General features: G+C 65.6%; 12 protein-coding genes. 2 read left to right on the top strand and 10 right to left on the bottom strand.

Annotation, left to right across the window (positions count from 1 at the left end; all coding sequences use genetic code 11):
- A complete protein-coding gene (locus K2O51_RS02990) occupies window positions 1–891 on the bottom strand; it encodes an alpha/beta hydrolase (protein ID WP_011299799.1) in 891 nt (296 codons plus the stop codon).
- Between the two features lie 174 nt (window positions 892–1,065).
- Here K2O51_RS02990 and K2O51_RS02985 point away from each other — a divergent pair, with 174 nt between their 5' ends.
- On the top strand, window positions 1,066–1,308 hold the full coding sequence (locus tag K2O51_RS02985; protein WP_011299800.1) for a hypothetical protein: 243 nt from the start codon (window positions 1,066–1,068) through the stop codon (window positions 1,306–1,308).
- 81 nt (window positions 1,309–1,389) lie between these two features.
- On the opposite strand, the gene K2O51_RS02980 is transcribed toward K2O51_RS02985, so the two are convergent.
- From K2O51_RS02980 to K2O51_RS02965, 4 genes are all read right to left on the bottom strand, one after another.
- A complete protein-coding gene (locus tag K2O51_RS02980) occupies window positions 1,390–1,800 on the bottom strand; it encodes a DUF779 domain-containing protein (RefSeq protein ID WP_011299801.1) in 411 nt (136 codons plus the stop codon).
- Between the two features lie 8 nt (window positions 1,801–1,808).
- On the bottom strand, window positions 1,809–2,837 hold the full coding sequence (gene adhP, locus K2O51_RS02975; protein WP_011299802.1) for an alcohol dehydrogenase AdhP: 1,029 nt from the start codon (window positions 2,835–2,837) through the stop codon (window positions 1,809–1,811).
- 116 nt (window positions 2,838–2,953) lie between these two features.
- Window positions 2,954–4,474 (bottom strand): aldehyde dehydrogenase, encoded by a 1,521-nt coding sequence (adh, locus tag K2O51_RS02970; RefSeq protein ID WP_220630474.1) that lies wholly within the window; start codon window positions 4,472–4,474, stop codon window positions 2,954–2,956.
- 238 nt (window positions 4,475–4,712) lie between these two features.
- Window positions 4,713–5,030 (bottom strand): YnfA family protein, encoded by a 318-nt coding sequence (locus K2O51_RS02965; protein ID WP_220630473.1) that lies wholly within the window; start codon window positions 5,028–5,030, stop codon window positions 4,713–4,715.
- Between the two features lie 149 nt (window positions 5,031–5,179).
- Here K2O51_RS02965 and K2O51_RS02960 point away from each other — a divergent pair, with 149 nt between their 5' ends.
- Window positions 5,180–6,175 carry a Vgb family protein gene (locus tag K2O51_RS02960; RefSeq protein ID WP_011299805.1) on the top strand — a complete coding sequence of 332 codons (996 nt, stop codon included), beginning with the start codon at window positions 5,180–5,182 and terminating at the stop codon, window positions 6,173–6,175.
- A 33-nt stretch (window positions 6,176–6,208) separates the two neighbouring features.
- Here K2O51_RS02960 and K2O51_RS02955 read toward each other — a convergent pair whose 3' ends face one another.
- The 5 genes from K2O51_RS02955 to K2O51_RS02935 are packed head-to-tail and all read right to left on the bottom strand — an operon-like array spanning window position 6,209 to window position 13,006.
- Window positions 6,209–7,453 (bottom strand): MFS transporter, encoded by a 1,245-nt coding sequence (locus K2O51_RS02955; RefSeq protein ID WP_220630472.1) that lies wholly within the window; start codon window positions 7,451–7,453, stop codon window positions 6,209–6,211.
- On the bottom strand, window positions 7,453–9,366 hold the full coding sequence (locus K2O51_RS02950; RefSeq protein WP_220630471.1) for an IucA/IucC family protein: 1,914 nt from the start codon (window positions 9,364–9,366) through the stop codon (window positions 7,453–7,455). Before K2O51_RS02950 ends, K2O51_RS02955 begins: the two co-directional genes overlap by 1 nt.
- Window positions 9,367–9,371: 5 nt before the next feature.
- Window positions 9,372–10,505, bottom strand: coding sequence for an NAD/NADP-dependent octopine/nopaline dehydrogenase family protein (locus tag K2O51_RS02945; protein ID WP_011299808.1), 1,134 nt, complete (start codon window positions 10,503–10,505; stop codon window positions 9,372–9,374).
- Window positions 10,502–11,545, bottom strand: a complete 1,044-nt coding sequence (locus K2O51_RS02940; protein ID WP_011299809.1) for a PLP-dependent cysteine synthase family protein — start codon at window positions 11,543–11,545, stop codon at window positions 10,502–10,504. The genes K2O51_RS02945 and K2O51_RS02940 overlap by 4 nt, the downstream gene beginning before the upstream one ends.
- A gap of 12 nt (window positions 11,546–11,557) precedes the next feature.
- Window positions 11,558–13,006, bottom strand: coding sequence for a Y4yA family PLP-dependent enzyme (locus tag K2O51_RS02935; RefSeq protein WP_011299810.1), 1,449 nt, complete (start codon window positions 13,004–13,006; stop codon window positions 11,558–11,560).

Raw genomic sequence — 13,006 nt, 5'->3', positions numbered from 1 at the left:
CTAGCGGAACCGGGGCAGCGGCAGAGGCACACCGGACTCGTCATGGTCTGTCGGAGCCGTGCGCGGTGTGTCCGGCAGCGGATCATGCTGCACCTGGCGAGCAAATTCGCACAACGCCAGCCAAGTTTCCTGACGCTCCACGATCGTGAAGTGATCGGTACCGTGCATGGTTTCCAGCACGACCGGTGCCGGCCATGCGGCCACCAGCCGTTCGGAACACGCATGCGGCACCACGTCGTCGGTTTCCGCCAGCAGCACCTTGGTGCTCTGCACGACTTTTTTGCAATGCGAAATGGAGTCGAAGTGGTGGCGCATGAGCTGGCGCAGCGGCACGAGCGGAAAGCGCTTGCGCACGAGCTCAAGCATCGAATCGTACGGCGTGATCAGCTGCAGGCTTTCGAAGTCCTGCAGGTCGGCGAGCTGGATGGCGACGCCCGTTCCAAGGCTGCGCCCCACGACATGGGCCCGCGTGCCGGGAAAGACGCGGCGCAGATGCAGCAGGAACTGGCTTGCGTCGGCGACTGCCGCGGCCTCGGACGGCTGCCCGTCGGAGTGGCCGAGTCCGCGGTAGTCAAAGGTCGCGAAACCCATGCCGGGCGGCAGCCAGCGGGCGAACTGCAGCGTTTCGAGTACATCCTCGCCGCGGCCCGGCAGGTAGAAAAGCAGATCGCGCACCCTCTCGCCGGGCGCATGATAGATGTAGCCGCGCAGCATGCCGCCAGGCACGATATGCGAGTAGCCGATGATGCCGTCGGGCAGGTCGCGTGGAGGGCGGCGGCGCGCGTCGAACAGTAGGCGCGCCTGATTGACAGTGAGATAGGTCCAGTAGCAGGCAAAGCCGCTGGCGGTCACCAGCGTGGCGGCCAGCGCCCGGCGCATGAGGGATGACATGTTTGGGTTGCGGGTTCCTTGGCGCGGGGCGGCGGGCGCCCCTAAGGTGGAGCCTAACCGATTTTCGCGCAGGACGACGCGGGTTCCGGTGCCTGCGGGGTCAGTTCTTGTACGATATCGCCCATAACGCTGATAACGCTGCGCCACCGCAGGGCGCGGCCAGGAGCCAATGGCATGAGCGAACAGAAACACGAGCAATTGCGCGCCGAAGAGGCGCAGGCCATGCAGCGGGTGGTCGACGCGACCCGGCAAGTCCAGGTCGCCTTCTCCGCGCTGCAATCCCAGTATCCGCCGCAGGGCAGCGGCAAACCGTCCAAGATGGCATTGCAGACCTTCGACGCCGCATTGCAGGCGCTGGAAGATGCGCAAGCCACCTTCGACGAAATCCTCAACGATCTGCTCGACGAGAAACGGTAGCCTCCGCCACGAGACGCGCTTCCCGTACCGCGTGCGACAGGGTCGTCCGAGTCCGCCGCACGGCGGCGGGTCGCGCAAGCGCTACAGCGGAGGCTGGGCCGCCAGCACCGCCGCTTCCTCGTCGCTGAACAGTTCCGAGCGCGTCAGGAATCGCTTTCCGGTCCCGCTTTCGAGCGAGAACATGCCGCCCGCGCCCGTCACCACGTCGATCACCAGGCGCGTGTGCTGCCAGTACTCGAACTGCGCGCGCGTCATGTGGAAGGGCGCGCCGCCGATCTCGCCAAGGCAGACATCCGAATCTCCCACGATCAGGTCGCCTGCGCCAAAGCACATCGGCGCGCTGCCGTCGCAGCAGCCGCCGGACTGGTGGAACATCAGGGGACCGTGCCGCGCGCGCAGCTCGCCGATCAGCGCGAGCGCCGCCGGCGTGGCGACCACGCGGGTCACGGTCACGGGAGTTGCACCTGCAGAATCGGCGCTGACGCGGGGCATGACTGATCTCACCGCGAGAAGTCCAGCACCACGCGGCCTTCCACCTTGCCTTCGCGCAGCCGTCCGAACACATCGTTGACGTCGTCCAGCTTCGCTGTCGAGACCGTGGCTTTCACGTCGCCATGCGCGGCAAAATCAAGCGACTCTTGCAAGTCGCTGCGCGTGCCGACGATCGAGCCTCGGATGGTGATGCCCTTGAGCACCACGTCGAAGATCGGCGTGCCGAAATCGCCCGGCGGGAGACCGTTCAGGGCAATGGTTCCACCACGCCGCACCATGCCGATCGCCTGCGAAAAGGCCTTGGGCGACACGGCGGTGACCAGCACGCCATGCGCGCCGCCGATTTCCTTCTGCAGCCATGCGGCCGGATCCGTATCGCGCGCGTTGACGGCCACTTCCGCGCCGAGCCGTCTGGCGAGGTTGAGCTTGGCATCGTCGATGTCGACAGCCGCCACGCGCAGGCCCATCGCCCTGGCGTACTGCACGGCCACATGGCCCAGGCCGCCGATGCCGGAGATCACCACCCACTGGCCGGGGCGCGTATCCGTGACCTTCAGGCCCTTGTACACCGTGACGCCCGCGCACAGGATCGGCGCGATTTCGACGAAGCCCACCTTGTCGGGCAGCAGGCCAACGTAGTTCGGGTCGGCCACCACATACTCGCCGTAGCCGCCGTTGACCGAATAGCCGGTGTTCTGCTGCTTTTCGCACAGCGTTTCCCAGCCTTGCAGGCAGTGCTCGCAATAGCCACAGGCGCTGTACAGCCACGGAACGCCGACGCGGTCACCTTCCTTCACGCGGCTGACGCCGCTGCCGACGGCCGATACATAGCCGACGCCTTCATGGCCGGGGATAAACGGCAGCGTGGGTTTGACCGGCCAGTCGCCGTCGGCGGCGTGCAGGTCGGTATGGCAGACACCGGAGGCTTCAATCTTCACCTGGACCTGGCCGGGCCCGGGCTGCGGCACGGGCACTTCATCGATCGTGAGCGGCGCGCCGAATGCACGCACCACCGCAGCTTTCATCATCGCTGGCATATCGACTCCTTGTTGGAAGCGGTGCCCCGGGGAGGAGGGCACCGTTACGATAGTGGCACGCGCTTCGCGGCTCGGGACTACGAATTCACCAGTAAAACGCGATGCCTTGCGTATCGTCAGAAAAATCCGAGAGCGTTGGGGCTGTAGCTGACCAGGAGGTTCTTGGTCTGCTGGTAGTGGTCGAGCATCATGCGGTGGTTCTCGCGGCCGATGCCGGACTGCTTGTATCCCCCGAATGCGGCATGCGCGGGATACGCGTGGTAGCAGTTGGTCCACACACGGCCCGCCTGGATGCCGCGGCCCATGCGGAACGCGCGCGCGCCGTCGCGCGTCCAGACACCGGCGCCGAGGCCGTAGAGCGTGTCATTGGCGATAGCCAGCGCTTCTTCCTCATCCTTGAACGTGGTAACCGACACCACGGGCCCGAAGATTTCCTCCTGAAAGATGCGCATCTTGTTGTGGCCCTTGAACACGGTCGGCTTTACGTAGTAGCCGCCCGCGAGATCGCCATCGAACTGGTTGCGTTCGCCGCCTGTCAGGCATTGCGCGCCTTCCTTGCGGCCCAGGTCGATGTAGGACAGGATCTTCTCGAGCTGCTCGGCCGATGCCTGCGCGCCGATCATGGTGCCCTTGTCGAGCGGATGTCCCTGGCGGATCGCTGCCACACGCTTGAGCGCGCGTTCCATGAATCGGTCGTAGATCGATTCCTGGATCAGCGCGCGCGACGGGCAGGTGCAGACCTCGCCCTGGTTCAGCGCGAACATGGCGAAGCCTTCCAGTGCCTTGTCGAAGTACGCATCGTCAGCGGCCAGCACGTCCTCGAAGAAGATGTTCGGCGACTTGCCGCCGAGTTCCAGCGTGACCGGGATCAGGTTCTGCGACGCGTATTGCATGATCAGGCGGCCCGTCGTGGTCTCGCCCGTGAACGCCACCTTGCTGATGCGCGGGCTCGATGCCAGCGGCTTGCCCGCTTCCAGGCCGAAGCCGTTGATGACATTGACCACGCCCGGCGGCAGCAGGTCGCCGATCACCTCCATTAGCGCGAGGATCGACGCGGGCGTCTGCTCGGCCGGCTTGAGCACCACGCAGTTGCCCGCGGCCAGCGCCGGCGCGAGCTTCCAGGTGGCCATCAGCAGCGGGAAGTTCCACGGGATGATCTGGCCCACCACGCCCAGCGGCTCGTGGAAGTGGTAGGCGATGGTCTCCGCGTCGATTTCCGAGATGCCGCCTTCCTGCGCGCGGATGCAGCCGGCAAAGTAGCGGAAGTGGTCCACCGCCAGCGGCAGGTCCGCGGCCATGGTCTCGCGCACGGGCTTGCCGTTGTCGATAGTCTCGGCCACGGCCAGCAGGGTCAGGTTGGCTTCGATCCGATCGGCGATGCGGTTCAGGATGTTGGCGCGCTCGGTAGTCGAGGTCCGGCCCCAGGCCGCCTTGGCTGCATGCGCAGCATCGAGCGCGGCATCGACATCTTCCTGCTTCGAGCGCGGTACGCGCGTGAACGGCTTGCCGGTGATCGGCGTGATGGCCTCGAAGTATTCGCCGCCAGCGGGCGGCACCCAGGCCCCGCCGATATAGTTTTCGTACTGCTGCTTGTAGGGGTTGGTGACGCCCAGCTGGGCGATTTCGGCCATGTTCATGTCTCGCTCCGTCTTGTGAAGTTCGTTGGCTGGCGCGGCGAGGTGCCGCACGCGACAGGGAACATCGCAAGAGGTGTGCCGGTGCGAGAGTGTCTGGCGAAAACTGTCGTGAAAACAGGACTCTGCAGACGTTCTGGCGCTTACGCCCCTATCTCACGTGTATCGCGCGGCCGGACCGATTGTTCCGTGTCGGCGCAACTGTGGCAAAACGGAACAGTTGCCGCGCTGGCGCACGCCTTCAGCGTGGCTGGAACACGATGATGGCCATGCCCCCGAACGCCACGCCCACGCCGGCGAGATCCCAGGCGCTGGGCCGCACGCCATCGACGAGCCACAGCCACAGCACGGCCACGCCGATATAGACGCCGCCATAGGCCGCATACACGCGACCCGAAGCGTCCGGATGCAACGACAGCAGCCATGCGAACAACGCCAGCGACAGCGCGTCCGGCAGCAGCACCCACGCGCTCGCACCCTGGCGCAGCCACAGGTAAGGCAGGTAGCAGCCAAGGATTTCGGCGACGGCGGTGAGCAGGTAGAGCGCGATGGTTTTCATGCGGCAGTGTGGTCTCGGGTCAGGTGCCGCACTGGGTAGTGGCGGGGGCTGGAGGATCAATCGCGCAGTATACGGGCACGCGTGTCCCCGTCTGGCCGTGGCTGGCCTATGCTTGGATCGAAGTTTCTTGGACTGATCAGGAGATGGCGATGCCCCTGCGCTCGCTCCGCGCCGTACTGGCTGCCGGCATCATGGCCGTGTCGGTCACCACGGTCTGTGCCCAGGGCACAGTGCCACCACGCGTCCAGAGCTATCCAGTGCCGGCCGGCGCGCATCCGCACGACGTTGCGCCCGCGCCCGATGGCGCGGTGTGGTACACGGCCCAGAGCACGGGCGAGCTCGGGCGGTTGGACCCCGCAACCGGCAAGACCATCCATATCCCGCTCGGCGAAGCCTCCGCGCCGCATGGCGTGATCATCGGACCCGATGGTGCTGCGTGGGTGACGGACGGCGGCCAGAACGCGATCCTGCGGGTCGACCCCGGAACCCATGGCGTGAAGCGTTTTCCGCTCCCTGCCGGACAGGCCAATGTCAATCTGAATACCGCCGTGTTCGATACGCGCGGACGTCTGTGGTTCACGGGGCAGAACGGGGTCTACGGTGAACTGGACCCCGCCAGCGGCCACATGCGCATGTTCGATGCGCCGCGAGGCCGGGGCCCGTACGGCATTGCCGTGACGCCGAAAGGCGATGTCTATTTCGCCTCGCTGGCCGGGGATTACATTGCCCGCATCGACACCGCCACCGGCGCCGCGCAGGTAATGACGCCACCCACGCCAAAGTCAGGGCCGCGCCGCATCTGGTCCGACTCGAAGGGGACGCTGTGGATCAGCGAATGGACCGCCGGCAAGCTGGGCGCCTATGATCCCGGCACGGCCCGCTGGCGGGAATGGAAGCTGCCAGGCGATAGTCCGCATGCCTATGCGATGTATGTGGATGAGCAGGACAAGGTGTGGCTAAGCGACTGGGGCAGGAATGCCGTGCTGCGCTTCGACCCGCAGGCCGGCAAGTTCGAGACCTTTACCAGTCCACGGCCGGATGCCAATGTGCGACAGATGTTGGGTCGACCGGGAGAAGCGTGGGCGGCGGAGTCAGGTACGGATCATCTGGTTGTCTATCGCTTCGGCACTGGTGCGCCAAGATGAACCTGCGGACAGGATGTCGACTGCCCTGCGCGTCTATGCGCGATCCACCGGCCGGGGCGAGATAAGCGGGGCGCGCCGGCGCTGCAGCACAATCATGGGTAGTAGCGTCATCAGATACGCGGCGCAGACAAAGGCATAGGTGTATTGCAAGCCCGCTGTCTGGCTCAGCCAGCCGCCGAGCGTAATGCCGGCTATCGCGGACATCTGGGTCACGCTCTGTGTCATGCCGAGCAACTGGCCTTGGCCCGCGTCGCCCGCTGCGCGCGAAATCATCGCGGTCAGTACCGGTGTTGTGGCCCCCAGAAGCAGGCCCCACAGGAAGTAGACGGCAACAAATACCGCGATGCTGCGCGTCACCGCCGCCACCGCAGCGAGCGCGGCACAGGCCGCTACCACGCAGCCGATGCGTCGCAGCGCGTCGTCCGCCTGCCGTCCTTCGAAATAGCGTGCCCATGGCGCAGCCGATACGATGAAGCCCAGCGCCAGCAAACCGTAACACAGTCCCACCACCCAGTTGCTGACAGCGAAGACCGAGCTGACATAGAGCGAGAACGGTGTCTGCGGCATCATCCGGCTGATCAGGAGCAGGCCCATGGTGCCAAGCAATATCAGCATCTGTGGCGAATAGCGCGCAACGCCGTGACCGGTGCTCGTTGCAACCGGGGGGGCGGACGGTGCCGGCGGCACAGTCGGCAGGCATGTGGCGACGGCGGCCGCGCAGGCCGCGCACAGTGCCGCCGCGATGACATTGATCCAGTAGAAGGACGCGACGTCCAGGATCAGCCCGCCTGCCACCGCGCCGAGCAGCGAGCCGACGTTGGTGGAAACTTGCAGGAAGGCGAACAGCCGCCCGCGCCGCAGCGGGCTCTCGATGCTGACACCGTAGGCCTGCGCCGGCGCGATATAGCCGGCGCAGGCGCCTTGCAGGAAGCGCAGCGCGAGAATGGTCCAGACGTCCTGTGACCAGGCCAGCGCCAACTGCGTCAGGCATAGCCCGGCCAGCGCGCGCACCATCATCGGCTTGTGGCCATAGCGATCGCCGATGCGGCCCCAAAAGGTGCTGGTCAGCACGATACCAAGCATCGGGCCGACGTAGACGGCGATGCCGGCGAAGCCGAACACCGCGTCGGAACTGCTCATCGCGCGCAGATGAATGGGCCAGAATGGGCCGCTCATTTCCATCGCGCCCATGGAGATGCACTGCAGCACGAAGAGGAGCCGGATCTGGCGCGCGGTTTGCCTGGGGTCGCTTCGGGTGGTATCCGCGGTTCCGCGCATCAGGCCTCTTTCCCTTGACGCAAGGGGTTGGTGAGCCCGTGCTGCAGCCGGTAATCGCTGTACTTGAGCAAGTGCATACGCAGCAGCGAGCGGGTCGACCATGGGTCTTCGAGAAAGATGCGCTGTTCTTCTGCCCAAAATGCCGGATCGACGCGTGCCTGCACGGCGTCGAAGGCTGCGATGGTTTCTTCGCGCAGGATTTCCCACAACCTTGCCGTGGAGAACCCATAGGTGTGGAAGAGTCCTAGCGCGATCTCGTGCAGATGGCTGACGAAGCAGGCGTCGATCACGAATGTGCGCACCGGTTCGATGTCGCCATCGAAGACCGTCGGCAGGATGCCGGGCCAGGCGTACGGGCGCAACGTCAGACCGCGCGCCGCCAGTAGCGGCGCATAGGTGCGGCCATCGCCGAAGTCGCGTACCAGCAGGCGCTGGGCCTGGCCGTTGGCGTCGAACAGCACTTGCGTGTTCTGCTGATGCGCTTCCAGTGCGATGCCGTAGAGCAGGTAGATGGCAATGACCGGCCGCGTCACGGTGCGGGCGTACTGGCGGAACCAGCGCTGCGCAGCGTCCTGCGCGGTGACGTCGCCGGCGCCGGCCTCTACCAGTTCGGTGAACAGCGGGCCGCCGCCGTCGGGGCGCTCGGTAAAAAGCGCTGCGACCGTGACAGGGAGGCAGCCGTCGTCGCGGTCCAGCGCCGGTACGCTGGCGCGGAACACTACGGACAAGTGCTTGCCGGGCGCGTCATCCTTCGTCAAGGCATTGCGATAATGCCAGGCTATCTCTTCGGGAAATATTTCCAGTGTGCGGCCAAAGCCGTCTTCCGTCTTGAGGATGTGCTCGATCAACGCGCTGATGCGCGGTCCCATGTGGATCGACTTTGCCTGGAGGCTGCGCTGCTCGCTGGTCATCCACAGCGCCACAGGCAGCTTGATGAACGGTGCGGTCTGCGGCGTCGCCGGCAGCACGGTGCGGAAGGACATGGTCGGCAGCGTGGGCAGGTCGGGGCCATCGACGATCAGGATGCCATCGGCAATCTCGTTTGCGTAGGCAGATCTGACATGGGCGTTCAGGTGCCAGCTATGGATCGGCATCGGCAACCAGTCCGATTCGCACAGGCCGCGCGCGTTCAGCCCGGTTTTCCATGCTTGCCACAGCGACGGGAACTGCGTGGCGAACCATGCATGCGCGTCCTGGACATGGGGCATGCGTTCCACATAGGCCATGTCCGCGCGCAGCGCGCCGATGCGCACGTTCACCCGCGCCTGGCATTCGGGCGACAGGGCGAGCACTTCGTCGTCACGCAGGCCCGGCTTTGCCTTCCAGGTCGGGTAGTAGGGATGCCCTTCAAGGGCACCCCACTGATCAAGCAGCATGGCGGCATCTCGCGTGCTGACATGCCGGCGCAGGTAGTCGGTCAGCCGCACGACGCCGGCCTCGGCCATGTCGGATCGCAGTGCGGTGGCCCAGCCTTGGCGGTGCATGCGCACATTGGCGTCGTTGCGCACACTGTTGAGCATGTCGGCCTTCAGTCCATCGACGCCAACGTCGCGGGGCGCGAAATCGAAGCTGTCGCGCAATGCATCAATCAGCGCCTCATGCGTGTCCAGTGGAAGGTGCATGCCATCGGCGCGCAGCAGCGTGATGCTGCCGTGATTCACGAATGTATCGGCAGGGGCTGCCTCGAGGTCGTCGAAGTAGACAATGGCCTGCTGTTTCCACAGCGGGAACCATGCCTGGCGCCCGTGCGGCGCCAGCACCAGTCGGGTCTTGTCGAGGATGCCCTCGGCGAACAGGCAACGGACCAGCCGACGCAGCGCATTTCGGCGCGAAAATGCCGTGTCGGCTTCACCGTTGGCGGCAGGATCATCGGTTGCAGTGGTGGTGCGGCTTGCGGACTGTAGATTCAGCATGGTGATTACCGTGGCCAGAATTCAGGAAAATAGTCGAGGGCGGAGCCGCGCAGGCCGCCCATGTAGGTGACGTTCCATTCGAAGATCTCGCGCAGGTGAGGGGTGTCCACCCCCAGCCGCCGGGCCATTTCCACCAGCGTCGCGAGCCCATACGCCACATCTTCGTGGAACGCGCGGCTGGACGTGTCGACGAGGTAGCCGCCGCTGGTCGGCACCAGTGGGGCCTCGATATCGGCGTAGGCGCGGTTGGTGCGCAATACCGACAGCATCGTCGACGGGTCCTGGATCTGATCGCCGTAAGCGTCGACGATCTCCTGCCTGAGTGGCTTGACGGAAGACAGATCCACGCCGAGCCGGCGCGCGACCGCTTGGCACAGGCGCTGGCTTTCCTCGTCGGCGCGCTCCAGAAAATATGCGCTCAGTTCCGGGCAGTCCGTCCACCAGCACAAGGGCGTGGGCAATGCACGGCCGTGCCACTGCCCATAGGGACCGATCAGTCCGTAGATGACGGCGCTATGCATGATCGGATTGCCCGGAGTCAGCGTGATCTCCAGGTAGCTGTCGAGCAGCTCCACCGATGCGTCGTACAGCCTGTTCAGGTGCGAGAGCAGGGCCTGCCGCGCCGCACGCTGTTCGCGCGCATGGCAGCCAACGTAAAGCCGTTGCTTGACGCCGCCCATGCGCACGCTGACGCCGGGGTCGAGCGCGAATGCCGTATGCGGCACGTCTTTCATGCCCCAGATCACCGCGTTGGGCCGTTGCGCAAGTAAAGCCCCTGCCAGCCAGTCAAAGCCGCAGAAGCCCGGGATAGCGCCGACATAGACGGCTTTGCCTTCCGGCAAGTGAGCCACGATCTCCCGCAGCAGCGAAGGCCTTGCATGGGCGGGCACGGTGATGATGACGATGTCGGCATCGCGCAAGGCGACGGCAGGGTCGTCAGTCACCATGCCCGCGCTGGCCGTGAGCGTGGCGCCGTCCGGCAGGAGGCCAGTCAGCACGGCATCCTGCCGCGCGGCGATGTGATGGTTCCGGGTCAGCAGCTTCACGCGCACACCGGGCCGTTGCGCGAACAGGATGGCGTTCAGGTGTCCGGTGCGGCCGCCGCCGCAGACTGTCACGCACAGCGGTGGCGCGCTCATGCGGCATTCAGGCGCAGGACGTCGGGCGCGACCTCGTCGCGGCACGTGGCCTTGCCAAGCCATGCGTCCAGGCGCTGCCATACCTGCGGCGCGAGCAGGTTGCGCGCCCGCAGCCAGTCCTCGTCGAAGACGGTGTGCAGGTACTTCTCGCCGCCGTCGGCCACGGGGACGACGACGTTGCCGCGTATTTGGCTGTCATGGATGGCCTCCAGTGCCTTGTAGATGGCGCCACCGGTGGAGCCGCCCACCAGCAGCCCGGTCTGGCGGGCCACGTAGCGCGCGGTCTCGAAGGCCTGCGCATCGGTGACCTGTACGCCCATGTCGATGCAGCTGTAGTCGAGCACGAGCCCGACCGTGTCACCCTGCGGCGTGCCCGTGCCCGACTGGTAGTAGGGGTGGCCAGGCATGCCGAACACGATCGATCCGGACGGCTCGACCGCAATGGTTACAGCGTCGGGATTGAACTGCTTCACGCCGCGGGCGATGCCGGTCATCGAGCCGCCGGTGCCGACGCAACCCACGAACGCATTGACTTCGCGCGCCTGGGCAAAGGTCTCTCGGACGAATTCGAGGTAGCCGCCGGCATTGGCCGCATTGTCCGACTGGTTCATGAATACGGCGCCGGGCGTCTGACTGGCGATCTCAGCAGCGAGGCGCTGGCGCTCCACCACGGCGACTTCGTTTTCTTGGAAATTGCCTTCTACGTAGCGAATCTCGGCGCCCAGCGCGCGCATGACGGCGATCTTGTCCGGCGCCGCGTGGTGGTCAACCACGGCAATGAAGCGCAAGCCGAATTCAATCGCGGCCAGCGCCAGCCCGATGCCGGTGTTGCCGGACGACGATTCGACAATCACGCCGTTCGGTTGCAGCCGCCCGGACTTCAGCGCAGCCAATACCATATTGCGGGCCATGCGATCCTTCATGCTGCCGCCCGGGTTGTTCTTCTCCACCTTCAGCAACAGCACCGAGTCCTTGTCGGGGACGGGGATGCCCAGCATCGGTGTGTTGCCGATCAGGTCTGACACTTTCCACAGGATCATCGGGAGCTCCGTTCATTGGTCAAGGGAAAAGGAAACGCGGCCCGCGTCACCGCACTGCGCGGCCACGCGGCGTGGCATGGGGTGGCGGTGAAACTCGTTTTCGAGCAGATCCATCTGGTAGCCCGCGGTGTTGGCGTAGACCAGCAGATCGCCCGGATGGGGCAGCCCGCCGAATGGCAGCAGGCGATTGGTCAGCACGTCTTCGTCCAGGCAACTGTGGCCGGCGATATAAGCCTGCACGGGCCTTGCGCCAACGGTGCGCGGCGGTACGGCGCTGATCCATGCGGGATCGGCCAGGAATTCCGAAGCGAACCAGGTCTCGCAGGCGCTGAAGCTGCTGCCCTCCACGAATACGACGTGCCGGCCATCGCCAAGCGGCTTGCTGCGCGTTACGCGGAACACGGTGATGCCGGCCTGGGCCGCAAGGCACCGCCCGGGTTCCAGCGCCAGCGTGACGCCGCCCGCCCGCAGCCATGCCGCGATCGACTGACCCGCCGTGCACGGCGCATTGAGGAAGTCGTCCAGCCATGTAGCGGCATCGATGTGGCCGCCGTATGGATAGAAGGACGCCGGCACGATGCCGTTGCGGTAATGTTCCGGCCGCTGCGATTGCAGGAATTCGGTGTAGACGTCGGGATCGACATAGCGCACCGGCAGGCCGCCGCCGATGTCGATCATCGTTGTAGTCAGCCCCATGGAATCCGCGGCATCGATCAGTGGAAGCAGTTCGCGCAATGCCTGTGCCCGGGTCTCCCAGCCATAACCACTCAGGTGAAAGTGAAAGCCTTCGAACGCCAGTCGCTCGGTGGCACTGGCAATGTGCTTCAGGCCCTGCACCACGGTATCGGCGGCCATGCCGAAGCGGCTGCCGCGCGCCGAATCGGGACAGTAGCGCAGCAGTACACGGGCGTGGCGGCCTGCCGGCGCTCGCCGCAGGCAGGCGCATACGTCGTCCAGTTCTTCGAGCGAATCGACAGAGATCAGTGCGCCATGCGCCAGCAACTGCTCATGAAACGCCTCGGTCTTGGCCGGACCCGTCGCGCATATGCGCAACGCGTCGGCGCCGGCCCGCAGGGCATCGCGCAGCTCGTGGCGGCTCGAGACATCGATGCCCACGCCTGCCATCACCGCGGCTTTCACCAGCGCCTGTGATTTGTTCACCTTGGCGCCGTAGAAGATCTCGGCTTGCACGCAGTGCGTGGCCAGCACCGCGCGCAAGGCCGCAACGTTGTTGCGCAGCGCGTGCGGCCAAAGCACGTTGAGCGGGGACCCGTATTGCGCCACTGCCGCAGCCAGCAGGTGCGGTGCGTTGCGCAGCATCCGCGCGATCACCGGGTCCCAGAACGGTGGCAATTGCCCGGGCGGAACGGTGCGGTAGCGATCCGGCAAAGCGCGTACGGAATCATGGTCAGTCCACATGGTCTGGTCCGAGGGGGCGTTGGTGGTCAGCGATGCAGTCAT

It is taken from the genome of Cupriavidus pinatubonensis, assembly GCF_019602855.1.
Taxonomy (GTDB): domain Bacteria; phylum Pseudomonadota; class Gammaproteobacteria; order Burkholderiales; family Burkholderiaceae; genus Cupriavidus; species Cupriavidus pinatubonensis.
This window is presented reverse-complemented; position numbering and strand designations above follow the sequence as displayed.